We start from the raw sequence: 25,323 nt of genomic DNA on the forward strand, positions 1-25,323 counted from the left end.
TGCCGGGCGTCGCGCGGCAGGCGCCACTTTCGCAACAGGCCCTAGGTCCGCACGTGCCCGGAGTGCGGCGTGTACCGGGATGCCGGGCCTGTTGCGCGGCTCAGAACATGGTGTTGTCGTTCGCCGATGTCTCCGGCACCTCCTGTATGACGTCCCAGTGCTCGACGATCTTCCCGTTCCGTACGCGGAAGATGTCCACGACCGCGCTGCCACGCTCGCCGGGCGCGGGGACGGAGTGGCTGTGGACGGCCACCAGGTCTCCCTCGGCGATGATCCGCTTCGGGGTGTTCGTCAGTTGCGGGTACTGCTGGAAGAGCCACCCCAGCCCGGCCTTCGCTCCCGCGGCGCCGTCCTCGATGTCGGGGTTGTGCTGGTGGTAGTCGGCGGCCACGTAGGTGTCGATGCCGGACAGGTCCTTGCGGACGAGAACCTGGTCGTAGTAGGCGGTCACCAGCTTCTTGTTGCGCGCGGTGAGCTGGCGCGATCCCGGCTCCTGGGTCCGCGGCAGGCTGAGCGTGGAGAACATGTCGTTGCCGCTGGTGGTGGTCTCCGGCACCTCCTGCGAGGCGTCCCAGTGCTCGGCGATCTTGCCGTTCTGGAAGCGGTAGATGTCGACGACCGCGTCGCCACGGGTACCCGGTGTCCTGACGAGGTTGGAGTGCATCACCACCAGGTTCCCCTCGGAGAAGACCCGCTTGACGTCGTACCTGGCGTTCGGGAACTGCTGGTGAAAGTACGCTCCGAGGTTCTTCAGGGCCTCGGCGCCGTTGGCAGAGTGCGGGTTGTGGGCGATGTAGTTCGGCTGTACGAACTGGTCGATGACCCTGGTGTCCCCCCGCTCGAACACGCCCTTGGTGAGACGGACGGCGGCGGACTCCTGGTAGCTGAGCCGAGCCTTCCCACCGTGGCCGACGCCGGAACCGGCGTCGCGGGCGGCGGTCGAGGGGGTGGCCGCGGCGGCGGGTACCACGGCGACGCCGGCTGCGAGGGCCGCGGTCATGAGCGCGGCGGTGACGGCTCTGCGGGCGTGTGCGGGAGTGGTGTTCATGGCGCTCTCCTTGGTGGTCATGGCGAATCAAGTACGACACGCTGACTAAAATAGTCAGCCGCTCTGACTAGTATGCGATCAGATTAGTCAGAGCGGCTGACTATCGTCAAGGAGTTCGCAGGAGCCGTGACCGGACGCCGAGCTCACCGGCCGAGGTACGGGTCCGTGATCTCACGGAGCTTCGCGAGACCCTCGCGCACCTGGTCCATCCGGCGCTTGCCGAGGTGGGCGGCCCACTCGGCCTCGATCTCGGCGATCGCCGCAACGGCGACGGGGTGTATGGCCTGCGCCTTGTCGGTCTTGCGGATCAGCCGGGCGCGGGCGTCCGTGGGATCCGGGCAGCGCTCCACGTATCCGCCGGCCTCCAACTGGTCGACCAGGTAGCCGGCGGTCTGTTTGGTCACCTGTGCGGCTTCGGCGAGTTCGCTGAGGCGGCTGCCGTCGGCGTTGATGCGCTGCAGGAGCTTGAACTGCGCCATGGTGACGTCGTCGTACCCGGCCTCGGTGATGGCGGCGAAGACCCGGTCGCCCATCGCCCGGTAGGCGATGAAGAGCAGGGACCCGATGTCGAGTTGGTCGGGCATGCGGCCACACCTCCTTCAATTTTCTCGGGAATCGTCAGGCTCTCTGACTGACTTAGAGTACCTAAGTGTCAGAGAGACTGACTATTTTGGTCAGGTACTGGCCCTTGGCCCCGAGCGAAGCCGGTCTGGTAGGCGATCACGACGAGTTGGGCACGGTCCCGGGCGCCGAGCTTGGTCATGATGCGGTTCACGTGGGTCTTGGCGGTCCAGGGCGAGACGTGGAGACGTTCGGCGATGGCGTCGTTGGAGAGACCGGCGGCCACGAGGACGAGCACTTGGCGCTCGCGTTCGGTCAGGCTCGTCAGTTCCGGCACCGGAGGGCCCTTGGGGTCCGGTGCGGCGAGGTAGCGGGCGATGAGAGCCTTGGTCGCCTTCGGTGACAGCAGTGCCTCTCCCCGGGCAACGAGACGGATGGCGTCGAGGAGGTCGGCGGGCTCCACACCCTTGCCGAGGAAGCCGCTGGCCCCGGCACGCAGCGCCTGGAAGACGTACTCGTCGGCTTCGAAGGTCGTCAGGATCAGCACCCGTACGCCCGCGAGGTCGTCGTCGGCCGTGATGGCGCCGGTGGCGGCGAGGCCGTCCATCTCGGGCATACGGATGTCCATCAGGACGACGTCGGCGAGGGTGCTGCGGGCCAGCCTGACCGCTTCGTCGCCCGTCGCCGCCTCTCCGACGACCTCCAGGTCGGGCTCCGACTCGATGATCATGCGGAAGCTGACACGGACAAGGGCCTGGTCGTCGGCGAGCAGGACGCGGATGGTCATGCGTGTCTCCCCTGCGCGGTGGTCGCATCCAGCTCTGTGTCAGATCCGCTCGGAGCATCCGCCGGTGTTTCGGTCTCCGGCAGGGGCAGACGCACGTCGAGGCGGAAGCGACCGTCGGCGCCTGCTCCGGCGTGGAAGCTGCCGCCGAGCGCGTGGGCGCGCTCACGCATGCCCGTCAGCCCGTGCCCGGTGCCCTGGGCATCCGGGACCGGGCCGGTGCGTACCGGGTTGGAGATCTCGATGTGCAGCGCGTCGGTCCGGTAGTCGACGAGCAGGTCCGTCACGGCGTCGGCGCCGTGCTTGTGGGCGTTGGTCAGCGCCTCCTGGAGGATGCGGTAGGCGGCCAGGTCGATGGCGGTCGGCAGGGGGCGCGGCGGGCCGACCTGCCGGTGGCGGACGCTCAGCCCGGCGGCGGTCAGCGATTCGATGAGCCGTCCGAGGCGGGACAGGCCGGGTACGGGTTCCGTCGGTTGCGCCTCATCCGTCTCGTCCGACTCGTCGCCGGACTGTCGTAGTACGTGCAGCAGCGAGCCCAGTTCATCCAGCACCGTGCGGCCGCCTTCGCGGATGTGGGCGAGCGCCGCGTCGGCCCGGTCCGGGCGGTCACGCAGGAAGTGTCCGGCCACGCCCGCCTGAATGGTGATCAGGGCGATGTGGTGGGCGACCACATCGTGGAGCTCCCGGGCGATGCGCAGCCGCTCCTCGGCGACCCGGCGGCGGGCCTCCACTTCCTTGCTCGCCTCCGCGCGTAGCGCCCGCTCCTCCATCGCGGCCGTGTAATCGCGCCAGGTGCGCACGGTTCCTCCGACAGCGGCGAACATGCCGACCCAGGCGAACACGGCGCCGCCCTCCGGGTCGGAGGCCGAGTCCGTCGGATAGGCGACGACGACGTACAGCGCGGTGGCCGTGACGGCAGCAGCGATCAGCGCGATCCGACGACGGACCGTACGGGCCACGGTGTAGACCGCGATCAGCGCGGTGACGGCGAGCACGGGCGACGGACGGGAGGCGAGGACGGTGAAGGCGGTCTCGCCGAGCACCGTCAGCGCCAGGACGGGCAGCGGTGCCCGGCGGCGGGCCAGCAGGAGGAGGACCGCGACCCCGGCGGCAACGGCGTCGGCGCCCGACGGTGCTACGCCGTCGGGCCCCAGCTCGAACAGCAGGGCCAGCAGGCCGCCACCGCCCACGACCGCGGCGACGGCGGCATCCAGCAGGCGTGGCTCCACGCCAGTCACCCGTCGCCACGACGCCGGGCCGGTCACGGCCGCACCGTCCCCTCGTACCGAGTCCCCTCGTACCGGCGGACGGGACTACCCGCCCGTACGCCACAGGGGTACGAGCGGGCAGGCGGAGCGCCGGCGGCGATGGGCTCAGGCATCGCGCCGCTTGAGCACGACGGCCGCGCCGGCCAGGAGCACCACGATGTACACGGCGAACACCGCCAGTCCGGACCCGGGTGACAGCGAGTCACCGGCCGTCTGCACGGACATGACCGAGTTCGCCGCGTTCGACGGCAGGTTCGGGCCGATGGCGTCGTTCCAACTGCTCGGCAGCAGCTGGATCAGGCCGGGCACCACGAACAGCGCGCCCACCACGAGGGTGATCGCCCCGGCGGTGTTGCGCAGCAGGGCCCCGACCGCCAGGCCGATCAGGCCGGCGCCGGTCAGGTAGACCGCCGCGCCGACGACCGCGCGGAACACCCCCGGATCGGACAGCGCGGCGGTGTCCATGTCGCGGGAGGACAGGACCGACTGGCCGAGCAGGAAGGCCGCCAGGGCCGCGACGAACATGAGCACGAAGCTGACCGCGGCGAAGACGACCACCTTGCCCCACAGCACCGGCAGGCGTGACGGGACCGCGGCCAGCGTGGCGCGGATGGTTCCGGTGGCGTACTCGCCGGCGCTCATCAGCACCCCGAGCACCGCGATGGCAAGCGCGGCGAGCATCACGCCGCCCAAGGTGATCGAGGTCGGGTCGCTGAAGTCTTCCTGGTCGGGGCCCTCTCCCGAGCCGACCAGGCTGCTGAACAGCAGGCCGAAGCCGATGAGGAGGGCGACCGTGATCGCCAGCGTGAGGGTCGTCGAGCGCAGCGACCTCAGCTTGATCCATTCCATGTGGACGACCCGCGGAAAGGTGACCCGCTGACGGCCGGCCGACCGGGGGGCCGTCGTGTCGGTGCCCTGAGGGGCGAAGTCGGTGGTGCTCATCGGTTCGTCCTTCCCGTCGTGACGGGCTCGGTGGAGGTGGCGTGGTATTCGACGGCGTCGCGGGTCAGCTCCATGAACGCCTCCTCCAGCGAGGGCTCCTGACGGAACAGCTCATGCAGGACCACGCCGGCGGCCGCGGCGCGTGCACCGATCTCGGCCGCCTCCAGTCCCGTCACCTCCAGCACGCCCGGCTCGCTGGTGGACACCGAGACGCCGTCGCCCAGCAGCAGGGCACGCAGGTCCGCGGCCTGCGGTGAGCGCACTCGTACGCTGCTGCTGGAGGATCCGGCGATGAATGCGGCGAGCGGACCGGCGGACAGCAGCCGCCCCCGTCCGATCACGATCAGGTCCTCGGCGATCAACGCCATCTCGGTCATCAGGTGAGAGGAGACGAAGACCGTCCGCCCCCGGTCCGCGAGGTCCTTCAACAGGTTGCGGATCCACAACACCCCTTCGGGGTCAAGGCCGTTGACCGGTTCGTCCAGCATGACGACCTGCGGGTCACCGAGCAGCGCCGAGGCGATGCCCAGCCGCTGCCCCATCCCCAGCGAGAACCCGCCCGCCCGCTTGCGGGTCACCTCCGTCAGCCCGACCATGTCGATCACTTCCAGCACCCGCCGCTTGCCGATGCCGTTGCTCGCCGCCAGCGCCAGCAGGTGGTTGTATGCCGAACGTCCGGGGTGGATCGCCTTCGCCTCCAGCAGCGCCCCGATCTCCTGCAGCGGGGCCTTGTGCCGCTCGTACGGGCGGCCGTTGACACGCGTCGTACCGGACGACGGCCGGTCAAGGCCCATGATCATCCGCATCGTGGTCGACTTGCCCGCACCGTTGGGCCCGAGGAACCCCGTCACCACACCGGAACGCACGGAGAAGCTCAGTTCATCGACTGCGAGCTTGTCGCCGTACCTCTTGCTGAGGTTGTCCACCTCGATCACAATCCACCTCCATATTTTGAGGTTTCAAGCTTCTCGAGGAAAGCGGAACGCGGCGTCAGCCCACGGCGTGCACTGCGCGTACCACGACCGCAGTACGCGACCGCTCTGGACAGCGACCGTGGGGCGACCCGCGGTGTCGCGGTCTCACGCCCGCCGAAAACTCAGCGTCTCCCCCGCCGCCCCCGACCGCCACAGGTCGTTGCAGGCGTCGGCCATGTCCTCCAGGCCCTCGACGATCTGGCCCCAGACGATGCCGGGGACCCAGCCGACGTCGGCGTTGAGGAGGAGGTTGTTGCGTTCGTAGAAGAGGGCCAGGTCGACCAGGGTGGTGCCGGGGCGGACCTCGCGGTCGTAGCCGTAGGCGCGGGTGCCGAGTTCCGCGCCGGCGAAGGAGAAGTAGCAGAGGTCGCCCGGGATCGGGGTGACGGTCGGGTTCTCCAGGGGCGGTTCCGTTTCCGCGAAGGGCGGGAAGAGGGCGTAGATCTCGTTGCGCGCGTACTTGGCGTGGTAGACGTCGCTGCTCAGGGGCAGCGCGTCCCACACCGCCGCGCACGTGATCGGTGCCCGGTCGTCGAGCAGCCGTGCCCGGCACCGGACCCCGCGCCGGTCCAGCGCGACCTCGACATAGCGTTCCGCCATTCCGTCCCCTTGGTGTTCCTCGGCGTTACCGGCGTACCTGGCGTACCCGGTGTTCCTTCGGGCCCATCTGCCCTGCGGGGCGCGTTCCAATGCACCAGGAGGGAGAGCGCCCCCCGTACGTGAAGAAACGGGGAGTGGCCGGAATACCCGGTGTCTATCGGGGTAGCCGCGCGCCCATGGTTGGACTGCAGGCAGACGACAACGGCTCACGAAGCACGAGGAGACCCGGCATACGCCGGCGCACCCTGCTCTCGGGATCGGCCGCCCTGGTCACGGCGGGCGCGGTCGGGGCGAGCAGCGGGTGCAGTCGGGTGGCCACGGCCGACACCGGGGACGGCGGGCACCTGCTCGACCAGTTGCGCGCCAACGGCACCGTGCGCCTGGGCATCGCGGGCGAGCAGCCGTACGGCTACATCGGAACGGACGGCAAGATCACCGGGTCGGCCCCGGCCATCGCCGAGCGCATCTTCGGCAACCTCGGCGTCGAGAAGGTCGAACCGTTCCCGACCGAGTTCGGCTCGCTGATCTTCGGACTGAACTCGCTCCAGTTCGACGTGGTCGCCGCCGGCATGTACATCAACCCCGAACGCTGCGAACAGGTGCTCTTCGCCGACCCCGAGTACCAGATGAAGGACGCCTTCATCGTGCCCAAGGGCAACCCGAAGAACCTGCGCACGTACGCCGACATCGCGCGGGCGAAGGCCCGGATGGCGACCGGCATCGGCTACGCGGAGATCGACTACGCCAAGGAGGCGGGTGTGAAGCAGATCGCCACCCTGCCCGACCAGCTGGCCGGTCTCCTCGCCGTCGAACAGGGCCGCGTCGACGTCTTCGTGGGCACCGCCGTCACCGTGCGCAACGTGGTGAAGCAGACCGGCAGCAAGAAGGTGGAGGCGACCGAGGAGGTCACGCCGTACATGGACGGTAAACCGGTCATCGACGTCGGCGCCTTCGCGTTCCGGACGCCGGAGCGGAACCTCCGGGACGCCTTCAACCGTGAGCTGCACAAGCTGAAGCGGAGCGGTGAGCTGCTGGAGATCATGCGGCCCTTCGGCTTCACGAAGGACCAGATGACGAACCTCACGGCCGAGGAGAAGTGTCGGTCATGAGTGACATCAACTCCCATCTGTGGGCCCTGATCTTCAACGGCCTCTGGATCACCGTCCAGCTGACCGTGTTCAGTGCCGCGCTCGGCGCGGTCGTCGCCTTCGTCGTGGGCATCGCCCGGACGCATCGGCTGTGGATCGTACGGTTCGTCTCGGGCGCGTACTTCGAGATATTCCGCGGCACCTCCGCCCTGGTCCTGATGATGTGGGTGTTCTTCGTGGTGCCGCTGACGCTGGGGTGGCAGCTCGTGCCGATGTGGGCCGCCGTGCTCACGCTGGGCTGCACCTACGGCGCCTACGGCTCGGAGGTCGTCCGGGGTGCGGTGGCCGCGGTGCCGCCGGCCCAGCGGGAGGCGGGCGTCGCCCTGGGCTTCACACCGGCCCAGCGGATGCGCAAGATCGTGCTGCCGCAGGCCTGGCCGGAGATGGTGCCGCCCTTCAACAACCTGCTCATCGAGCTGCTGAAGGGCACCGCCCTGGTGTCCGTCCTGGGCGTGGGCGACATCACCTTCGCGGCCCAGCTGGTGCGCAACGCCATCGGCAAGAGCGCCCCGGTCTACACCGTCATCCTCGTCATGTACTTCGTGCTGGCCTTCCTGCTCACCCGCGTGATGCGCCTGGTGGAACGCAGGGCCAAGGCCAGTGTCGGGCGGACCCCGCCCAAGAGCCGCGCCTCGACCACCGTGACCCGGCCCGGGCTCGGTAAGACCGACGCCGGCCGGCCGGACCTCGTCGCCGGTTCGTCCGCCGCCCCCGGAGGTGCCTCGTGAAGTGGGACTGGTCCACGCTGGGCGACTTCATGCCGGTCTTCTGGGACGGCGTCCTGGTCACGCTGCAGGCACTCGTGCTGGGCTCGCTGATCGCGTTCGCCCTCGGGCTGGTCTGGGCCCTGGCCCAGCGCTCGCCCCTGAAGGTGGTGCGCTGGCCGGTGACGGCGGTCACCGAGTTCATCCGCAACACCCCGCTGCTGGTGCAGCTCTTCTTCATCTTCTACGTCCTGCCGGAATGGGGCCTGACCCTCTCCGCGCTGGCGACGGGTGTGCTCGGCCTCGGCCTGCACTACTCCACGTACACCGCGGAGGTGTACCGCGCCGGCATCGACGGCGTGCCCGCCGGCCAGTGGGAGGCGGCGACCGCGCTCAGCATGCCGCGCTCGCGCACCTGGACCGCGGTGATCCTGCCGCAGGCACTGCGCCGCGTCGTGCCCGCCCTGGGCAACTACGTCATCGCGATGCTGAAGGACTCGCCGATGCTGATGACCATCGGCGTGCTGGAGATGCTCGGCGAGGCCCGCCAGTTCGGCTCGCAGACCTTCCAGATGAACGAGCCGATCGTGGCCGTAGGGATCGCCTTCATCCTCATCGCCTACCCCGCCTCCCTCCTCCTCCGAGCCCTGGAGCGTCGTCTTGCCCGCTGACACCGAACCCACGACACCGCCCGACAAGCAGCCCTCGGCGGCGGCACTCGACAAGCAGGCCGAGACCCCGGCCGTGGAGACCCGTGAGCTGATCCGCCTGGAGCAGGTCACCAAGCGCTTCGGCGGCAACACCGTCCTCGACCACCTCGACTTCTCCGTCGACACCGGCAAGCACGTCACGCTGATCGGCCCGTCCGGCTCCGGCAAGACGACGATCCTGCGGCTGCTGATGACCCTGACCGAGCCCGACGAGGGCAAGATCACCGTCGACGGGGAGCAGCTCTTCCCGGCTCCCGAGAAGCAGGTCCGCGAGGTCCGCAAGAAGATCGGGATGGTGTTCCAGCAGTTCAATCTCTTCCCGAACATGAAGGTGCTCAGGAACGTCACCGAGGCGCCGGTCACCGTCCTCGGCATGTCCAAGGACGAGGCCGAGCAGCGGGCCCGTGAGCTGCTCGACCTGGTGGGCCTCGGCGACAAGTGCGACGCCTATCCGACGCAGTTGTCGGGCGGCCAGCAGCAGCGGGTGGCGATCGCCCGGGCGCTGGCGATGCGGCCGCAGGTGCTCCTGCTGGACGAGGTGACGTCGGCGCTGGACCCGGAGCTCGTGGCCGGCGTGCTGGACGTGCTGCGCGACCTCGCCCGCAGCACCGACATCACGATGCTGTGCGTGACGCACGAGATGAACTTCGCCCGGGACATCTCGGACCAGGTGCTGATGTTCGACGAAGGCCGGGTCATCGAGTCCGGGCCGCCGGAGAAGCTCTTCGGCGACCCCGACCACGAACGGACGCGGGAGTTCCTGAACGCCGTTCTGTAGAGGCCCGTACGGGAGGGCGCCGGCACCGTGGCCGGCGCCCCGCCATGGGCATATGCGTATCGCATAATCCCCAGTTCACACCCCTCGCCGGGCCCCGACAACGCGCCCCGGAATCTGCGGAACAGCCCCTCCGCCGAAGCCCGTTGGCGGCTATCGTGGAAGAGCCCGGCTGTCCGGAAACCGGCCCTACAAGCGCAGGGGGAGCACCGTGGCGCTGATGCACGAGCCGACCGCGCCGTACCACTCGGCCCAGGACGCCCTGCGCGTCCTGGAGACGGTGGCGCGGCACACCACCGGAGTCACCGACGTCCAGCTCGCCCGCCTCACCGGCCTCAGCCCGGAGCGCCTGACCACGCTCCTGCGGATGCTGCGCCGCGAGGGATACGTCGAGCAGGTCACCGACGGCGCGTACGTCACCGGCGCCGCCCTCACCCGCCTCGGCTCCGCCGGGGGCGACCGCGAGCAGGCGCTGCGCGAGCGGCTCCAGCAGAACCTCGACCGGCTGCGCGACTCCGTCGGCGCCGCCGTCTACATCAGCCGGTACGTCGACGGCGAGATCAACGTCACCCAGTACGCCGACAGCCCGGCCACTCCCGCGGTCCACGAGTGGGTCGACTTCCGCTACTCCGCGCACGCCACCGCCATCGGCAAGAGCCTGCTCGGCCAGCTCGACCACAACGGCCGCCGCGACCACCTCTCCCGCCACAAGATGGCCCGCCTCACCTCGCGCACCATCACCAGCGACGAGCTGCTGCTCTCCCGCCTGGAGTCCCAGCCGCCGACGGTGCCCCACCTCGACCTCCAGGAGTACGCGGTCGGCACGGTCTGCGCGGCCGTCCCGATCACGGCCGGATCCTCGGTCGGCTGCCTGGCCCTGTCCCTCCCGGTCGAGCACGCCCACCGGCTCCGCCAGGCCGCGGACCGGCTGAACCGGGGCGCGGCGCCCGTACTGCTGTCCCTGGCGATCTAGAACACGATCCGGAACACACAGAGGCGATCCAGGCCACACGGATCGGCGTCAGAAGCACCCCCGCGGACCAGGTAGTATTTTGCCTGTCGCCGACCGCCGAGAGCGGACGGCGGGAGTCATGCGCCGCTAGCTCAGTTGGTTAGAGCAGCTGACTCTTAATCAGCGGGTCCGGGGTTCGAGTCCCTGGCGGCGCACAAATAAAGGGCCTCTCGTGGACACGAGGGGCCCTTCGGCTTCCTCCCTGGTCAGCCGCCGGTAGGCCGGCTCCCCCGGAGGCCGCCACCACACCGGGTCCGCGCACCGGAACCCTTCCCGCCGCAGCAGTGCCCGGTGGATCTTGTTCGTGGCCGTGACGGGCATCCGCTCCACCACCCGTACGAAGCGGGGCGCCATCTTCGTCCCCAGATCCGGCTGGGCGGACAGGAACGCGGCGAAGTCCCCGGGGTCGAAGTCACCCGCGATCGCCGCCATCACCTGGTCGCCGGTGACCGGATCCGGCACCGCGTAGACAGCGACGGCGACCGCGCCGTCGTACCGGGCGAGGATGTTCTCGATCATCGCGGCGGCCAGGTTCTCGCTGTCGACGCGGAGGCGGTCGTCGGTGCGGCCGGCGAAGTAGAGGTAGCCGTCGGCGTCCCGGTAGAAGAGGTCGCCGGTCCAGTACCAGCCGTCGTCCCGTCGCCGCTCGGCCTCCGCCTCCGGGTTGCGCCAGTAGCCCTCGAAGGGGCTGGGCCCGCGGTTCACCAGCTCCCCGATGGCCTCCTCGCCGTTCAGCAGCCGGCCGGACGGGTCGAAGACGGCCGGCGGGCACTCCTCGTGCGTCTCCGGGTCGAGGACGACCAGTCCGGGCGCCGCCGGGCCGACCGCGCCGGGCGGTGTGCCGGGCCGCCACTGGATCGCCGCGCCGCCCTCCGAGGACCCGTATCCCTCCACCAGCCGCACTCCGAACCGCCGCTCGAACGCCGCCGCGTCCACCGCTCCGGCCTCCGTGCCGAAACCCAGCCGCAGGGGATGGTCGCGGTCGTCGGGTCGGGGCTCGGTGGCGAGGATGTATTGCACGGCCCGGCCCACGTAGGTGAAGTACGTCGCCCGGTAGCGCCGTACGTCCGCCAGGAACCGCGACGCCGAGAACCGCCGCCGCAGCGCCACGCCGGCCCCGGCCGCGAGCGCGGGCGCCCAGTCGGCGATCACCGCGTTGCCGTGGAACATCGGCATGCAGACGTAGTGCACGTCGTCGGGCCCCACCTGGAACTGCTCGGCCAGCGAGCGTCCGGCGGCGGCCAGGCGGCCCTGGGAGCAGAGCGCGGCCTTGGGAGCGCCGGTCGAGCCGGAGGTGAAGTAGAGGAGCAGGCGGTCGGCGGGGGTGGCGCGGGAGGCGTCCGGCCGCGCGTCGGTGTACGGGGCGAGCAGGTCGCCGTATTCCTCCGTGTCGGTCACCAGTACACCTACGCCGGGCAGGTCGAAACCGGTGAGAAGGGGCAGGTGAGTGCGCTCCGTGACCAGGATCCGGCATTCGGTGTGCAGGATGTCGCGGGCGAGTTCGGGGCCCCGGCGGGCGGGATTGATTCCGGCCACGGCGGAGCGCGCGAGGGCCGCCGCGCTCAGCCACAGCGGGTACTCGGCGGTGTTGTCGAGCAGGACCCCGACATGCGCGCGGGATGGCAGCAGGTCGGCCAGCAGCGCGGCTCGTGCCGCGGCCCCCGCCGCCACCTCGTGGTGGGTCAGCGTCCGTTCCTCGCACCACAGACCCGGCCGGTGATCGCCCCACCGGTCGGCGACGAGTTCCGCGACCGTGCGCCTCCTGGACTCCATGGAGGAGCACGGTAGTTGACGTACCGTCAGATTACGAGGCCCCTTCGAGCCTCAGAACGTGACGTCCGAGCAGGCGTAGAACGCGTTGCCCGTGTCCGCGACCGTCCACACCGCCAGGATCACGTGGCGGCCGCTCAGCCCGGAGGGCAGCGTGCCGCTGTGGGAGAGCGTGGACGGGGGTCGCCGGCCGCCGTAGGGGACGGTCAGGAACGGGGTGAGGTTGAGGTCGGAGCGGGCCAGGTTGTGGTTCTGGTTCCAGCCCGGCTTGGTGACGTAGTACTTGAAGTCGGTCGTGGCGTGCATGGCCGTGAACTGCCAGCGGAACGTGTAGCGCTGGCCGCCCGTCACCCTGGTCGTCGGCCAGGCGCCGCCCGACGGGGTCCTGGGGCTGTCGAGCTGTGCGAACCGCGTGTGGCCGGCGGAACATATCCGGCCGTCGGCCGGTCCGGAGGCGGGGAAGCCCTTGGGACCCTCGACGCTCTGCGGCTCCCACTGGATGTCGCCGCAGTTCGTCACGGTGCCGTTCTGGCAGAGCTTCTGCCGGCTGACGGGGAGGTCTGTGTAGCCGTGGCTGCTGGCGCCACCGGAGGAGAGCACGAGGGTTCCGGCGGTGGCGAGGCCCACCACGGCGGCGTACGACTTGGCCCTTCTGCGCATGCTGCCGCTCCTGGAGAACGTGGGGGAGGTTCAGTGAGCTGTGCATGTAGGTCTAGACCAAGTCTGAGATTATTGCTGCGGGTTGGGCATGTCCATACCAATCACGGGACTTGTTCGACGGGGCGCCAGGGGGCCGTTTCCCCGCGTCCCGCGCAGAACGCCACCGTCAAGTCCTTCACCAGTACCTTCCGCTCGTAGTCGTCGAGTTCGACCAGCCCCCGCATGGTCAGCCGGGTCACCGTGTCCTCCACCGAGTCGACGAGCGAGGTGAGCACGCTCGCCTGGTGCTCGGCGTCGAGCGCGGCGATCCGGCGGCGGTGCATCGCGGCGGCGACCTCGGGGGCGTACTCCACCCGCAGCGGCTGCACCGAGAACACCTCGATCCCGACCGGCGCCGTGTCCGCCGCGACCCGCCGGGTCAGTGCGTCCTCGGCGGCGTCGACCGAGGCCCGGCCGGAGCCGGGCGTCTCCACCGGCACCCGCGCGAGCGCCGCCTCGACGCACTCGCGCAGGTACGTCTCGTGGCCCTCCACCCCCAGCGCGGCCCGCGCGGTGTCCCGCACCCGCCACACCACCAGCACCGCCACCCGCACAGCGACCCCGCTCGCGTCGGCCGCGTGCATCGGCTCGCTGCGCCAGTGCCGCAGCCGTACGTCGACCCGGCGGCGCAGCAGCAGCGGGTTGACCCACAGCAGGCCGGTGCGCCGGACGGTCCCCCGGTAGCGGCCGAACAGGCCGAGCACCCAGGCCCGCCCGGTCCGGCCGCGCGCCAGCCCGCCGAAGCCGAACAACCCCAGCGCGCCCGCGCCCGCGTACGCCGCCCACTGCGCGGGACCGAGGCCCGCGCCCGCGTACGAGGGCAGCCCCAGCGCCCCCAGCACGAGCGGCGGCAGCGCACCCGCCCACCAGGAGACGGCCACACATCCGGCCAGCCCGCAGGCACCGGCGAACACGCCCGCCGCGCCGGGCAGTACCCGTGCGGGCCGCTCCACCAGGGTGGGATCGACCCGCGGCACGGGCCGGGGCCGGACGGGAGCGGGTCCGCGCAGCCGCGGCTGCTCCCCCGTCCCGTACCGGCGCCCCACGACCGCGGGCTTCAGCGGCACCGGCACCGGCTCGGGTTCGTCGCGGAACAGCAGATGGACGGGGATCTCGGTGGTCGACTCGTTCTGGATGAGCCGGGCGGGCCGCGCGGGCGGCCCCGCGACCGGCCCCTCGGACTCCGGGGTATGGGAAGTGGTCGTACTCATGCGTGCCTCCAGCCTCCGCGCCAGATGCTTCACAACAGGGGGATCGTCACGGCAGGGGGATACGGCACCGAAGCCGCCGTTCAGGAAAAGAGCCGTCGCCAGGTCTCCGGCCCCGGGTAGCCGTCCGCCGCGCCGCCCCGCCAGCCCTGGGCGCGCTGGAAGGCCTCGACGCCGCGCCGGTCCGCCTCGCCCCAGCGCGGACCCGGCCCGGTGGTGCAGTACGTGCCGAACCCCTTCCTCACCAGCTGCCGCCCGAGCCGGGTGACGTACTCGTTGTTCGCGCCGGGCCGGAACAGCGCCCGCCCGGGATAGCCGGGCACCCCGTGGGAAGCAGGTACGGAAGGGGTGGCCGACCCGGCCGTGATGTCCCTGCCCTGCCCCGTCACCAGCAGCGCCCAGGTCCGCGGACCCGGCAGGCCGTCCGCGTCCCGGCCCCGCCGGCCCTGCGCCTGCTGGAAGGCCCGCGTGGCCCGCCGGTCCGCGTCCGACCAGCGCGGGCCGGGGCCGCAGGGGTAGTGGCGCCCGGCACCGCGCTCGACGAGCATCCGGCCGAGCTGGGTGACGTACTCGTTGTTCGCCCCGGGGCCGAAATACGCCGCCCCCGGGTACGGCGTCGGCGCCCCGGCCGGCGCGGCCGGAATCGCGGAGTCCGGCGTTACGGGATCCACGGGGTCCGGCGTTACGGGATCCACGGGGTCCGGCGTTGCGGGATCCGCGAAGCCCGGCTTCACCCCCGCCGTGCCGCCCACAGGGCGCGTGCGGTGCTGCACCTTCGCGGCGACCCATGTCCTGGCCCGCTTGATGAGCAGGACCCGCCGCCAGTGAACACATCCGGGGCAGTCGCAGTCGCTCGCGGGATCGAATTCCTCGAAGACCGGAGTCGCCATGCGATTCCCCTCACATCCCTGTCACATTCCTTAAGGAATTGTTCACACCTGTGCACGTTCGCCAGTTTCTCAACTGTCTTCCGGACACGCGCACGCTGACGGTCCGAATGATGTACAGGCCCCCTTCCAAGGGTCAGGCGGATGGTCAGGGACACTCCCCGGCGTCCGGTAAGGTTGTGCAGGTCAGCGGGCGCCGCTAGCTCAGTTGGTTAGAGCAGCTGACTCTTAATCAGCGGGTCCGGGGTTCGAGTCCCTGGCGGCGCACAGACAAGGCAGGCCCCTCGCGGAAGCGAGGGGCCTTCTGCATCTGGTTGAACCGGACGCGCCCCTCATCCGTATGGACACCCATCTGCCCACAACCGCTCCACACGATCCCCACATGGGCCACAATGAACGCGTATGACCGGTAAACACCGCGTTTCGCATCTTGCGATCATGATGAACGCCGTAGAACCCTGGTTCTTCAAGATGCCGCCGATTCGCGGCAGTTGGGGGGCAAGGAGCCGGTTGCCCGGTTGGTACGGGGAAAGGGGCCCCGTTCATGGCCGGATGCCGAGGGGGGCATCATGCAACCGGAAGGTCGCACACCGGTGTCTGTAAGTTGTGGAGCATGTGGTGACTGCGACCCACCGCTGAAACGCCTGTGAAGGTCGGGGGTGACTCGAGCAGGCGTAAGGAAACGAAACGAAACACGCGGTGACCCGCGTGTGGGGGGATGACTCATGACGTCGACGCCGACGGGCGCCGGGCAGGACTACGACCCGTCCAGGACCACCCAGCTCAGAGTGCCTTCGCATCGCACCGGCGCGTTCCGCAGAATCAAGAAGACGCTGCCGAAGTACGACTACGAGCACTACAGCCGGCTGGCCGGTCCCCTCACCCAGCCCGACCCGAACAAGCCGTACAGAGTGCAGTACCGCTCCCTGATCTCGCAGGAACCGCACCGCATAAGGGTCGCCTTGATGCTGGCCGCGGCGCCGGTGCTGTCGCTGGTGCTGCTGGTCTGGCTGCTGCAGCCGGAGCACTGGACCGAGCGCGACTACCCGGCCTTCGCCTGGCTTCCTGCGCTGGACATCGTGATGCTCGTCTCGATCGGTCTGATCGAGTTCTTCCGCTGCATGAACGTGCTGTCGAACGCGCACGCCACCCTGGTCGCCCGCGACCCGATCCCGGTGGTGCCCGAGACCGGCACCAGAGTGGCCTTCCTCACCTCCTTCGTGCCCGGCAAGGAGCCGCTGGAGATGGTGACGAAGACCCTCGAAGCCGCGGTGAAGATCCGCCACCGCGGCCTCATGCATGTCTGGCTCCTCGACGAGGGCGACGACCCCGAGGTGAAGGAGGTCTGCGCGCGCCTGGGCGTGCACCACTTCTCCCGCAAGGGCGTCGCGAAGTGGAACCAGCCCTCCGGCCCGCACCGCGCCAAGACCAAGCACGGCAACTACAACGCCTGGCTGGACGCGCACGGCGACAACTACGACTACTTCGCCTCCGTCGACACCGACCACGTGCCGCTGCCCAACTACCTGGAGCGGATGCTCGGCTTCTTCCGCGACCCGAACGTCGGCTTCGTCATCGGCCCGCAGGTGTACGGCAACTACGACAATTTCGTCACCAAGGCCGCCGAGTCGCAGCAGTTCCTCTTCCACGCGCTGATCCAGCGCGCCGGCAACCGCTACGGCGCGCCGATGTTCGTCGGTACGTCAAATGCCGTACGCATCAGGGCGCTCAAGCAGATCGGCGGTCTGTACGACTCGATCACCGAGGACATGGCGACCGGCTTCGAGATCCACCGCCACAAGAACCCGGCGACGGGCAAGAAGTGGCGCTCGGTCTACACCCCGGACGTGCTCGCGGTCGGTGAGGGTCCCAGCGCCTGGACGGACTTCTTCACCCAGCAGATGCGCTGGTCCCGCGGCACGTACGAGACGATCCTCAAGCAGTACTGGAAGGGCTGGTACTCGCTGCCGCCGAGCAAGCTCTTCAACTACACGATGATGATCATCTTCTATCCGATGTCCGCCCTCAACTGGATCCTCGCGGCGCTGAGTTGCGCCCTGTTCCTGGGCCTGGGCGCCTCGGGTGTGAACATCGACCCGACCGTGTGGCTGATGCTCTACGGCAACGCCTCGGCGCTTCAGATCGGCCTGTACATCTGGAACCGCCGGCACAACGTCTCCCCGCACGAGCCGGAGGGATCCGGCGGTGTGGCCGGCATGGTGATGTCGGCGCTGTCCGCGCCGCTCTACGCCAAGGCGCTGATCGACTCCGTCCTGCGCCGCAAGAGCAAGTTCGTGGTCACCCCCAAGGGCGATTCGGCCAGCCCGGACCGGTGGTTCGGGACCTTCCGGTACCACTGGTACTTCATCGTGATCTTCGGCGCCTCGATCGCCGCCGGTTTCGTCTTCGGGCACTCGCACCCCGCGATGATCATCTGGGCGACGTTCGCCACGCTGATCACCGCCACGCCGATGTTCGCCTGGCGCCACATGCTGCGTCAGGCGAAGAAGAGGCCCGCGGCGCCCGAGCAGGAGCCGCGGAACGCGGTTCCCGTCGCCCAGCCCGCTCAGCCCGCGGCTCCCGTGGGGGCCTACGAGCCGCAGTCCCTGCCCGTGCAGCGCACCGCGGCCCAGCACGCCCCGCAGCACAAGCCGAGTTGGGCCGCCTCGAACGCAGGCTCGGACGGGACGGGCGACCAGACCATGCAGATTGCCCTTGGTGGACTTGGGGGACGTAAGGAATGAACGACCGTGCAGGCCGCCGCCGCGCTCGTCGACTCGCGATAGGCACGGCGGTGGTGCTCGCGCTGGCCGGGATGAACGGGCCGTGGCTCTACCGCTTCGGGACCGAGAAATACCACCAGTACCAAATCAACAAACCGGAGTACAAAGCCGAGAACGGCAAGTGGGAAGTCATCGAGTTCCCCGAGGAGTACCGGCAGAACACCATCCACGCGGCGCTGCTGCACACCGGCAAGGTGCTGCTCGTCGCGGGGTCGGGCAACAATCAGGACAACTTCGACGACAAGAAGTTCGACACCCGGATCTGGGACCCGGTCAAGGGCACCATCAAGAAGATCCCCACGCCCAAGGACCTGTTCTGCACCGGCCACACCCAGCTCGCCAACGGCAACCTGCTGATCGCGGGCGGCACCAAGCGGTACGAGAAGCTGAAGGGTGACGTCACCAAGGCCGGCGGCCTGATGATCGTCCACAACGAGAACCCGGACAAGCCGATCACGCTGCGCGCGGGTACCAAGTTCGTGGGCAAGGAGAACGGCAAGACCTTCGTGTCGAAGGACCCGGTCACCGTCGAGCGGGCGACGAAGAACTTCGACAAGAAGACCGGCAAGTTCCTGGGCAACACCCCGGGTCTGGGCCGGATCTACGTCGAGGCGCAGAAGAGCGGCGCCAAGTACGAGACCGGCACGCAGGACAACTACACCGTCCAGGGCCTGACCGGCGCCGACGCCAAGAACACGTACGGCATCGCGCAGAAGCTCGCCCTCGACAAGAAGGACTTCCAGGGCATCCGGGACGCCTTCGAGTTCGATCCGGTCGCGGAGAAGTACATCAAGGTCGACCCGATGAAGGAGGCGCGCTGGTACCCGACGCTCACCACCCTGAGCGACGGCACGATCCTCAGCGTCTCCGGTCTCGACGACATCGGCCAGCTGGTCCCGGGCAAGAACGAGATCTTCGACCCGAAGACCAAGAAGTGGACCTACCTGCCGAAGACCATGCAGTTCCCGACGTACCCGGCGCTGTTCCTGATGCAGAACGGCAAGGTCTTCTACTCGGGTTCGAACGCGGGCTACGGGCCGGACGACGTGGGCCGTGAGCCGGGCGTCTGGGACGTGGAGACCAACAAGTTCACCAAGATTCCCGGGCTGAGCGATCCCAAGCTGATGGAGACGTCCGGCACGGTGCTGCTGCCTCCGGCGCAGGACGAGAAGTACATGGTGATCGGCGGCGGCGGGGTCGGCGAGTCGAAGCTGTCCAGCAAGAAGACGCGGATCGTCGACATGTTGGCCGACGACCCGAAGTTCGTGGACGGGCCCTCGCTGGAGAAGGGCACGCGGTACGCCCAGGCCTCGATCCTGCCGGACGACTCCGTGCTGGTGTCCGGTGGTTCGGAGGACTACCGGGGGCGCAGCGACTCCAACATCCTCCAGGCGCGGCTGTATCACCCGGAGACCCACACGTTCGACAAGGTCGCCGATCCGCTGGTGGGCCGGAACTACCACTCCGGGTCGCTGCTCCTGCCGGACGGGCGGGTGATGCTCTTCGGCTCGGACTCGTTGTACGCGGACAAGGCGAACACCAAGCCGGGCAAGTTCGAGCAGCGGATCGAGATCTACACGCCGCCGTATCTGTACCGGGACTCGCGGCCGTCGCTGTCGGGTGGGCCGAAGATCATCGAGCGGGGCGAGTCGGGGACGTTCACCTCGCAGCACGCCTCCTCGATCAAGAAGGTACGGCTGATCCGGCCGAGCGCGTCCACGCACGTGACGGACGTCGACCAGCGGTCGATCGCGCTGGACTTCAAGGCGTCCGGGGACAAGATCACGGTGACCGTGCCGAAGAACAAGAACCTTGTTCAGGCGGGGTGGTACATGCTGTTCGTGGACGACGACCAGGGCACGCCGAGCAAGGCGCAGTGGGTCAGGGTGCCATAAGCCGAACGTAGTTGGGGGCGCCGTCACGGAGGGCGCCCCCAGTCACGTATCGGGCGCTGTGCGGAGGCCACGTATCGGGCGCTATGCGGAGGCCTTCGCGAGGCCGAGCGCGTAGTCCGCCCACCACTGGCCCGCCTGCGGGCCGCCCTTGCACTCGCCGTCCGACTCACCGGGGCGCTTGACCCACAGGTAGGCGTCGACGAGCGGGTCCGCCGTCTTCGTCGTCGGGGTCTCCCCCAGGGCGCGGCCCGGAGGGTTGCACCAGCGCTCGTTCTGGTCGCCCTCGGTGTAGGGGCCGTTGCCGTTGCGGCTGGTGTCGATGACGAAGTGCTTGTTGCCGACCTTCGCGGAGAGCTCCTTGCCGTAGGCGATGGAGTCCTCGGTGGAGTAGAAGTTGGAGACGTTGACCGAGAAGCCGTCGGCCTGGTCGATGCCGGCCCGCTGGAGGGGTTCGGAGATGTCGTCGGGCTTGCCCCAGCCGACGTTGCCGGCGTCGATGTAGACCTTGGTGTTCTTCAGGGACTTGAGCTTGCCGACCGCCTCGTTGAGCAGGGCGTAGCGCTCCTCGTGGAACTCCTCGGGTGTGCAGTTGTCCACCATGTGCAGTACGGCGTCCGGCTCCAGGATCACCGTGGCGGGGCGGTCGCCGATGCCCTTGCTGACGCCGTCGACGAACGCCCGGTACGCGTCGCCGTCGGCGGCGCCGCCTCCCGAGAACTGGCCGCAGTCGCGGTGCGGGATGTTGTAGACGACGAGCAGGGCCTCGCGGTCGGCCTTCGCGGCGGCCTCGGTGAAGCCCCGGGCCTGTTCCTCGGGGTTCTCCGGGTTGATCCACTCGGCGGTCGGCTGCTCGGCGATCTTGCGGATCTGTTCGGCCTCCGCCTTCTTGCCGGCCTCCTCGTAGTCCTTCACCTGCTCTGCCGCGTTGCCGTCCGGGTTGACCCAGAACGGGTCCGTGCCCTTGGGCTGTTGGGTGATCCCGGCGCCGGCGCCGGCGCCGTCCTTCTTCTTTTCCTTGTCCTTTCCGTCCCCCGAGGAACAGCCTGCGATCAGCAGTGCCGCCCCCAGCACCGCCGCGGCAGCCCGCGTTCCAGCCCCCCTGCTGACGTACATCCAACTCCCCCTTGGGTGCACCGTTCCAAGTCTCAATCCTGACACATCCGTCGCCTGGCCCACGAGGTCGTCCGGGCCCTGGCCGACAGCTGTTACGGGAGATCCGGCCTGCGGCGGAACACAGGCGGAACACAGATGACCTCACAGGCCGGATCCCGTCAGATACGCCGAGACGATCACGTTCGCCGTGTAGCTGCGGCTCGCCCGGTCGAAGCTGCCGCCGCAGGTGATCAGCCGCAGCTCGGACCGTCCGGTGTGGCGGGGCCCGTACGCCTGCTGTGCGTCGAAGCCGTCGCGGGTGAGGACCTGGACGTCGTCCACGGTGAACTCGGCGACCTTGCCGTCGTCGCGGAGTACCCGGACCGTCTCGCCGGGCTGGAGGGCGCTGAGCCTGAAGAAGACGGCGGGCCGGGTCTCGGTGTCGACGTGCCCCACCATCAGCGCGGTCCCGGCCGCTCCGGGTTTCGCCCCGGCCGCGTACCAGCCGACGACTCCGAGCTGGTCGAACGGCGGCGGCGCGACGGCGCCCCGCGCGTCCAGACCGCGGGCCACGACCGGCGCCTGTACGTCGAGGCCGGGGATGTCGACGCGCTGCGGCAGGGCGTCGCCGAGGGGCCGGTGCGCGGGCGGCAGTTCCACGTCCGGCGGCCGTCCGACCGCCGCCATGTCGCCCGTGGCGGGCCCGGATATCCCGTGCCGTACGTCGGTCACCTCGCGGCCCCACAGCCACAGCCCGAGCAGCAGGACCACCCAGGCCACGCCGGTCAGGAGCCGGCCGCTGCGGGGCGTGCGTTCATCGTCGGACATGGCCGGTCAACCCGTCCCACGGCTCCGGCGGCGGCCCCGGATCACGACGGCCACCGCGGCGACCCCGGCGAGGACCAGCCCGGTCACCGTTTGCGCCACACCGGGACCGGCCCCGGCCTCGCGGGCGTCCGTGGCGGCGAGCCGGGCGGCGCCGCCACCGCCCGCCTGTACCGGGGCGACGGGCGAGGCGGCGGCGGAGGCGCCCGGCCGCGCCGAGCTCCCGCCGGCGGCGACGGTGAGCGTGCCGTTCAGCTGCGAGTCGGCGCAGCTGACCTTCACCTCGTAGGGGCCGGGCTCGATCGAGGAACGGACGCGGGTCTCGCCGGCGAGCGTGCCGCCGCTGCCCGTGAGCCGCGCGTCCGCGACGAACGCCGTCGACGCGGCGGTGGCCGTCTTCCCGGCGCAGCCGCTCACCCGCAGGGCGACCTCGGCGCCGGGAGCGGGGGACGAAGGGGTCGCCGAGATGCTGCCGCCGCCGTCCGCCGCGTGGGCGATCGGGATGAGGGCGGCGACAGCGAGGACTGCGGTACAGACAGTGAGGCGTAGGGAACCCATCGTGAACCTCCAGATATCTGGAGCCTCCCCCGACGACTCCTGCCCCGCACGCTCAGCGGGGCCTCACTGCTCCATACGGGTCCAGAAAGGTTTCAGATCAGGTGCGATCCGTTCGGATCCGGTCAGATTCCTGATCGCGTCAGATTCTGTCGACGAGGTCCGCGATCGAGTCCACGACCTTCGACGGCCGGTACGGGAAGTCCTCCACCTGCTCGGGCCGGGTCAGGCCGGTCAGCACCAGGAACGTCTGCATCCCGGCCTCCATACCGGCCAGCACATCGGTGTCCATACGGTCGCCGATCATCGCGCTGGTCTCGGAGTGCGCCCCGATCGCGTTGAGCCCGGTGCGCATCATCAGCGGGTTCGGCTTGCCCGCGAAGTACGGGCTCTTCCCGGTCGCCTTGGTGATCAGCGCGGCCACCGCGCCGGTCGCGGGCAGCGGGCCCTCGGCCGACGGCCCCGTCTCGTCGGGGTTGGTGCAGATGAAACGGGCCCCGTCGTTGATGAGCCGTACGGCCTTGGTCATGGCCTCGAAGGAGTAGGTGCGGGTCTCGCCGAGGACGACGTAGTCGGGCTCGTGGTCGGTGAGGATGTAGCCGATGTCGTGCAGCGCGGTCGTCAGGCCCGCCTCGCCGATGACGTACGCGGAGCCGCCGGGCCGCTGGTCGTCCAGGAACTGGGCGGTGGCCAGCGCCGAGGTCCAGATGGACTCGATCGGCACGTCCAGGCCCATGCGGCGCAGCCGGGCGTGCAGGTCGCGCGGGGTGTAGATCGAGTTGTTGGTGAGGACGAGGAAGGGCTTGCCGGACTCACGCAGCTTCTTCAGAAAGGCGTCGGCGCCGGGGATCGGTACGCCCTCGTGGATGAGCACACCGTCCATGTCGGTGAGCCACGACTCGATGGGCCTGCGTTCTGCCATGTGCTGGATCTCCTGCCGTACCCATAAGTGCGCGGTGCCTCGCGCGTGTACCCGGTGCCGGGTGCCGGGCGCGCCCCAGCGTCTCAGATGAGCTTAGGTTTTCCTGGGTGGGGCTGGGTTTTCGGCCCGGTCCCGGTGGAAAAGTGATCTCGGCTGTGCCCCGGGCTGTGTCCGTCGTGTGACGGGGGTGGCGTGGGTGTGCAGGTGGAAGCCTGCGCCGAGTCTGGCCCCACGTGGCTGGTGCCGGGTGGGGGTGCTCATCGTGTGCGGTGCCTGCCGCCTGCGCCGCCGCTGGGTGCGGTGGGTGGGTGACTGGGGCATCCGCCCCGCCGGACGCTTTCCACCCGGGCCCGCAGCAGTGGTCTGCGCTGCGGGTGTTGTGGGTGGGGCGGGGGCCCTGCGTCGCTGCCTGGGCACAGGGCGGTTTCTCGTCGGTCCCGCCTTCGTCCGGTCCACGGCAGCAGCGGACTGCTGCTGCGGACCGTCGGGGATGGCGGGTCCGGGGTGGGTGGTGTGCCGGACCGGCCGGTCCAGCTCCGGGGCCGTGCGGCGGATCACGTAGGTGCCACTGCTGCGGTCCAGGACGGTTGTGTGCTGGTGTTGCAGGCCGCGGGCGCCGATCCGCTGCCAGGCCGCGACGTCCCGGTCGGCGCTGTATCCGCAGGCGGTGTCGGGGCAGCTCGCCCATTTCCAGCCCGGTGTGGTGCGGTCGGGGGCGGCGCGGTGCCGCAAGACGCTCAGGCAGGTGGGGCAGTACCTGGAGGTGCCGCGCGCGGGGACGATGACCACCGCGATCCCGTAGCGGGCGGCCTGGTGGCGGGTGTGGGCGACGATCTGCCCGCGCACACTGCTGGACAGGCGGGTGTTCAGGGTGCGGCCCTTGCCCCGGGCCTCCATGTCCCGCAGGTCCTCCAGGTAGATCACCGACGCTCTCGCGGCGCGGGCGTGGCCGACCATGAAGTGGGCGGCGGCCCTGGCGAGCTGCTCGTTCAGCCGCGTACGACGCTTGCTCACCCGCGCGTGCTCGGTGCGCAGCACCGCCAGTTTCGCCGCGGTGAGCGGATCGGGGCGCAGCCCGGATGCGGTGTGGCCGTCGGTCAGGGACTGCAGGTGGGCGGCCTTGGCCCCCAGCTGCTCGGCCTGTATGCGCAGCCGGTCGGCCTTGGCCAGTACCCCGTCCGCACGGAAGAAGACAGGGTTTGCGTCGGTGTGCACGGCCGGCTGGGCGCCGCCGGCCAGGGTCAGCGTCCCGCCGGTGAGGAGGGTGTTCAGCCCGTAGTCGAAGGCCACCGCCCGCAGATGTCCGTCCCGCCGGGTCGTGGGGGCGGCGGTGGTGTGGGCGACGTCCAGGCGCAGGCGTCCGCCGCGCAGGCGCAGGGTCGGGGCGTGCAGGGCGGCCGTGACGGGGATGGTGGGCGGCAGGCGGAACCGGATCACCACGGAGTGCCAGTCACCCCGGGCGCGCGGATCGGGCCGCACCGGCAGGCGCACGGTCAGCACCGCGTAGCGGGCCGGGTCGTCCTCGCAGCGGGCCAGCCTGGCCAACTGCTTGTCGGCGGCGGCCAGCACCACCTGACGGCCACCGCCCGGCGCCGCCTCCAGCTCACACAGACCGGCGGGCAGCCGACCATGCGCGGTGTGGAAAGCAGCGATCTGCCGGGTGCGGGAGCGCAGCACCGAGGCCGCCACACCCTGCCCGTCCGGACAGGCCGCCCGCAACGCCTCCCACTCGCCCGCCGTGCGCCGCATCGGATCAGCGTCAGGGCCGGTGGGCCAGGTGGCCAGCACCGCGTCGGTGATCTGAGTACGCCACCAGGCCGAACGCAGCACCCGCCCCGCCTGCTCCTCGGCAACCCGCCGCACCCGGTCAGGAACGTACACCCCCTCCGGGGCAGTCGCCGCCCAGCCCAGCATCCGCAACGCCATCCACGCGTTCGACGGCAGCCGCTGCCCCGACAGGTCCCGCCCGCAGGCGAGCCGGGCCAGATCCGGACGGTTCCAGCGGGTGCCGGTCACTGACGTGCACATCGTCTCGACCAGGGCCGTCAGCCAGCCCACCCTCCCAGCACATCGGCGCCCAGAACCTCGCCTGTCGCCGTGTCCAGGCCACGGAACGCGGACGCCGACGCGCACGCCACCCGCTCCGTCTCCCCCTCACCCA

At 70.0% G+C, this 25,323-nt stretch carries 23 protein-coding genes and 2 tRNA genes; 9 read left to right on the forward strand and 16 right to left on the reverse strand.

The features are described from left to right. Positions 1-100: 100 nt before the first annotated feature. From Q4V64_RS18755 to Q4V64_RS18785, 7 genes are all read right to left on the reverse strand, one after another. Positions 101-1,048: a nuclear transport factor 2 family protein gene (locus Q4V64_RS18755; protein ID WP_124441991.1), complete on the reverse strand. Its 948-nt coding sequence runs from the start codon at positions 1,046-1,048 to the stop codon at positions 101-103. A 143-nt stretch (positions 1,049-1,191) separates the two neighbouring features. Further along, complete coding sequence (locus Q4V64_RS18760; protein ID WP_124441990.1) at positions 1,192-1,632, reverse strand: MarR family transcriptional regulator; 441 nt, start codon at positions 1,630-1,632, stop codon at positions 1,192-1,194. A gap of 68 nt (positions 1,633-1,700) precedes the next feature. Further along, the gene (locus Q4V64_RS18765; RefSeq protein ID WP_124441989.1) at positions 1,701-2,396 is read right to left on the reverse strand and encodes a response regulator transcription factor; all 696 of its coding nucleotides are present in this window, start codon (positions 2,394-2,396) and stop codon (positions 1,701-1,703) included. Next, positions 2,393-3,622 (reverse strand): histidine kinase, encoded by a 1,230-nt coding sequence (locus Q4V64_RS18770; protein WP_124441988.1) that lies wholly within the window; start codon positions 3,620-3,622, stop codon positions 2,393-2,395. Before Q4V64_RS18770 ends, Q4V64_RS18765 begins: the two co-directional genes overlap by 4 nt. 144 nt (positions 3,623-3,766) lie before the next feature. Continuing rightward, positions 3,767-4,603 carry an ABC transporter permease subunit gene (locus Q4V64_RS18775; RefSeq protein ID WP_124441987.1) on the reverse strand — a complete coding sequence of 279 codons (837 nt, stop codon included), beginning with the start codon at positions 4,601-4,603 and terminating at the stop codon, positions 3,767-3,769. Continuing rightward, a complete protein-coding gene (locus Q4V64_RS18780; protein ID WP_124441986.1) occupies positions 4,600-5,538 on the reverse strand; it encodes an ATP-binding cassette domain-containing protein in 939 nt (312 codons plus the stop codon). The genes Q4V64_RS18775 and Q4V64_RS18780 overlap by 4 nt, the downstream gene beginning before the upstream one ends. A gap of 144 nt (positions 5,539-5,682) precedes the next feature. Further along, a complete protein-coding gene (locus tag Q4V64_RS18785) occupies positions 5,683-6,177 on the reverse strand; it encodes a DUF3830 family protein (protein ID WP_124441985.1) in 495 nt (164 codons plus the stop codon). A 176-nt stretch (positions 6,178-6,353) separates the two neighbouring features. On the opposite strand from Q4V64_RS18785, the gene ehuB reads away from it, so the two are divergent. The 6 genes from ehuB (at position 6,354) to Q4V64_RS18815 (ending at position 10,681) form a co-directional block, all read left to right on the forward strand. Next, positions 6,354-7,286 carry an ectoine/hydroxyectoine ABC transporter substrate-binding protein EhuB gene (gene ehuB / locus Q4V64_RS18790; protein ID WP_124441984.1) on the forward strand — a complete coding sequence of 311 codons (933 nt, stop codon included), beginning with the start codon at positions 6,354-6,356 and terminating at the stop codon, positions 7,284-7,286. Continuing rightward, positions 7,283-8,053 (forward strand): ectoine/hydroxyectoine ABC transporter permease subunit EhuC, encoded by a 771-nt coding sequence (gene ehuC, locus Q4V64_RS18795; RefSeq protein WP_124441983.1) that lies wholly within the window; start codon positions 7,283-7,285, stop codon positions 8,051-8,053. The genes ehuB and ehuC overlap by 4 nt, the downstream gene beginning before the upstream one ends. Continuing rightward, on the forward strand, positions 8,050-8,700 hold the full coding sequence (gene ehuD, locus Q4V64_RS18800) for an ectoine/hydroxyectoine ABC transporter permease subunit EhuD (RefSeq protein WP_124441982.1): 651 nt from the start codon (positions 8,050-8,052) through the stop codon (positions 8,698-8,700). The genes ehuC and ehuD overlap by 4 nt, the downstream gene beginning before the upstream one ends. Positions 8,701-8,773: 73 nt before the next feature. Beyond that, the gene (gene ehuA / locus Q4V64_RS18805) at positions 8,774-9,517 is read left to right on the forward strand and encodes an ectoine/hydroxyectoine ABC transporter ATP-binding protein EhuA (protein ID WP_253267156.1); all 744 of its coding nucleotides are present in this window, start codon (positions 8,774-8,776) and stop codon (positions 9,515-9,517) included. A gap of 208 nt (positions 9,518-9,725) precedes the next feature. After that, positions 9,726-10,487 (forward strand): IclR family transcriptional regulator C-terminal domain-containing protein, encoded by a 762-nt coding sequence (locus tag Q4V64_RS18810; protein ID WP_124441980.1) that lies wholly within the window; start codon positions 9,726-9,728, stop codon positions 10,485-10,487. A 120-nt stretch (positions 10,488-10,607) separates the two neighbouring features. Continuing rightward, positions 10,608-10,681, forward strand: a tRNA-Lys gene (locus tag Q4V64_RS18815). Here Q4V64_RS18815 and Q4V64_RS18820 read toward each other — a convergent pair. From Q4V64_RS18820 to Q4V64_RS18835, 4 genes are all read right to left on the reverse strand, one after another. Further along, positions 10,647-12,299 carry an AMP-binding protein gene (locus Q4V64_RS18820; RefSeq protein ID WP_124441979.1) on the reverse strand — a complete coding sequence of 551 codons (1,653 nt, stop codon included), beginning with the start codon at positions 12,297-12,299 and terminating at the stop codon, positions 10,647-10,649. The genes Q4V64_RS18815 and Q4V64_RS18820 overlap by 35 nt on opposite strands. A 51-nt stretch (positions 12,300-12,350) precedes the next feature. Then, on the reverse strand, positions 12,351-12,956 hold the full coding sequence (locus Q4V64_RS18825) for a lytic polysaccharide monooxygenase (RefSeq protein WP_124441978.1): 606 nt from the start codon (positions 12,954-12,956) through the stop codon (positions 12,351-12,353). A 101-nt stretch (positions 12,957-13,057) separates the two neighbouring features. Next, the gene (locus Q4V64_RS18830) at positions 13,058-14,206 is read right to left on the reverse strand and encodes an SPFH domain-containing protein (RefSeq protein WP_124441977.1); all 1,149 of its coding nucleotides are present in this window, start codon (positions 14,204-14,206) and stop codon (positions 13,058-13,060) included. Between the two features lie 80 nt (positions 14,207-14,286). After that, on the reverse strand, positions 14,287-15,093 hold the full coding sequence (locus Q4V64_RS18835) for a peptidoglycan-binding protein (RefSeq protein ID WP_124441976.1): 807 nt from the start codon (positions 15,091-15,093) through the stop codon (positions 14,287-14,289). A gap of 190 nt (positions 15,094-15,283) precedes the next feature. On the opposite strand from Q4V64_RS18835, the gene Q4V64_RS18840 reads away from it, so the two are divergent. From Q4V64_RS18840 to Q4V64_RS18850, 3 genes are all read left to right on the forward strand, one after another. Continuing rightward, positions 15,284-15,357, forward strand: a tRNA-Lys gene (locus Q4V64_RS18840). A gap of 458 nt (positions 15,358-15,815) precedes the next feature. Further along, positions 15,816-17,834: a glycosyltransferase family 2 protein gene (locus tag Q4V64_RS18845; RefSeq protein WP_124441975.1), complete on the forward strand. Its 2,019-nt coding sequence runs from the start codon at positions 15,816-15,818 to the stop codon at positions 17,832-17,834. After that, a complete protein-coding gene (locus tag Q4V64_RS18850; protein ID WP_124441974.1) occupies positions 17,831-19,768 on the forward strand; it encodes a kelch motif-containing protein in 1,938 nt (645 codons plus the stop codon). The genes Q4V64_RS18845 and Q4V64_RS18850 overlap by 4 nt, the downstream gene beginning before the upstream one ends. 81 nt (positions 19,769-19,849) lie before the next feature. Here Q4V64_RS18850 and Q4V64_RS18855 read toward each other — a convergent pair whose 3' ends face one another. From Q4V64_RS18855 to Q4V64_RS18875, 5 genes are all read right to left on the reverse strand, one after another. After that, positions 19,850-20,881: a glycoside hydrolase family 6 protein gene (locus tag Q4V64_RS18855; protein WP_124441973.1), complete on the reverse strand. Its 1,032-nt coding sequence runs from the start codon at positions 20,879-20,881 to the stop codon at positions 19,850-19,852. 141 nt (positions 20,882-21,022) lie between these two features. Beyond that, positions 21,023-21,688 carry a class F sortase gene (locus tag Q4V64_RS18860; RefSeq protein WP_124441972.1) on the reverse strand — a complete coding sequence of 222 codons (666 nt, stop codon included), beginning with the start codon at positions 21,686-21,688 and terminating at the stop codon, positions 21,023-21,025. 6 nt (positions 21,689-21,694) lie between these two features. After that, a complete protein-coding gene (locus Q4V64_RS18865; protein ID WP_124441971.1) occupies positions 21,695-22,243 on the reverse strand; it encodes a hypothetical protein in 549 nt (182 codons plus the stop codon). Between the two features lie 139 nt (positions 22,244-22,382). Next, complete coding sequence (locus tag Q4V64_RS18870) at positions 22,383-23,162, reverse strand: HAD-IIA family hydrolase (RefSeq protein ID WP_124441970.1); 780 nt, start codon at positions 23,160-23,162, stop codon at positions 22,383-22,385. A gap of 93 nt (positions 23,163-23,255) precedes the next feature. After that, positions 23,256-25,220 carry a zinc ribbon domain-containing protein gene (locus tag Q4V64_RS18875; RefSeq protein ID WP_124441969.1) on the reverse strand — a complete coding sequence of 655 codons (1,965 nt, stop codon included), beginning with the start codon at positions 25,218-25,220 and terminating at the stop codon, positions 23,256-23,258. Positions 25,221-25,323: the final 103 nt, after the last annotated feature.

The organism is Streptomyces sp. NL15-2K (assembly GCF_030551255.1).
GTDB lineage: Bacteria > Actinomycetota > Actinomycetes > Streptomycetales > Streptomycetaceae > Streptomyces.

Bases quoted from the DNA above. Each gene is read 5' to 3' on its own strand.
- Q4V64_RS18850 (WP_124441974.1), top strand. From the start codon at position 17,831: ATGAACGACCGTGCAGGCCGCCGCCGCGCTCGTCGACTCGCGATAGGC.
- Q4V64_RS18765 (WP_124441989.1), bottom strand. From the start codon at position 2,396: ATGACCATCCGCGTCCTGCTCGCCGACGACCAGGCCCTTGTCCGTGTC.
- Q4V64_RS18830 (WP_124441977.1), bottom strand. From the start codon at position 14,206: ATGAGTACGACCACTTCCCATACCCCGGAGTCCGAGGGGCCGGTCGCG.
- ehuB (WP_124441984.1), top strand. From the start codon at position 6,354: ATGGTTGGACTGCAGGCAGACGACAACGGCTCACGAAGCACGAGGAGA.
- Q4V64_RS18855 (WP_124441973.1), bottom strand. From the start codon at position 20,881: ATGTACGTCAGCAGGGGGGCTGGAACGCGGGCTGCCGCGGCGGTGCTG.
- Q4V64_RS18835 (WP_124441976.1), bottom strand. From the start codon at position 15,093: ATGGCGACTCCGGTCTTCGAGGAATTCGATCCCGCGAGCGACTGCGAC.
- Q4V64_RS18865 (WP_124441971.1), bottom strand. From the start codon at position 22,243: ATGGGTTCCCTACGCCTCACTGTCTGTACCGCAGTCCTCGCTGTCGCC.
- Q4V64_RS18820 (WP_124441979.1), bottom strand. From the start codon at position 12,299: ATGGAGTCCAGGAGGCGCACGGTCGCGGAACTCGTCGCCGACCGGTGG.
- Q4V64_RS18825 (WP_124441978.1), bottom strand. From the start codon at position 12,956: ATGCGCAGAAGGGCCAAGTCGTACGCCGCCGTGGTGGGCCTCGCCACC.
- Q4V64_RS18760 (WP_124441990.1), bottom strand. From the start codon at position 1,632: ATGCCCGACCAACTCGACATCGGGTCCCTGCTCTTCATCGCCTACCGG.
- ehuC (WP_124441983.1), top strand. From the start codon at position 7,283: ATGAGTGACATCAACTCCCATCTGTGGGCCCTGATCTTCAACGGCCTC.
- Q4V64_RS18870 (WP_124441970.1), bottom strand. From the start codon at position 23,162: ATGGCAGAACGCAGGCCCATCGAGTCGTGGCTCACCGACATGGACGGT.
- Q4V64_RS18775 (WP_124441987.1), bottom strand. From the start codon at position 4,603: ATGAGCACCACCGACTTCGCCCCTCAGGGCACCGACACGACGGCCCCC.
- Q4V64_RS18755 (WP_124441991.1), bottom strand. From the start codon at position 1,048: ATGAACACCACTCCCGCACACGCCCGCAGAGCCGTCACCGCCGCGCTC.
- Q4V64_RS18845 (WP_124441975.1), top strand. From the start codon at position 15,816: ATGACGTCGACGCCGACGGGCGCCGGGCAGGACTACGACCCGTCCAGG.
- Q4V64_RS18785 (WP_124441985.1), bottom strand. From the start codon at position 6,177: ATGGCGGAACGCTATGTCGAGGTCGCGCTGGACCGGCGCGGGGTCCGG.
- Q4V64_RS18860 (WP_124441972.1), bottom strand. From the start codon at position 21,688: ATGTCCGACGATGAACGCACGCCCCGCAGCGGCCGGCTCCTGACCGGC.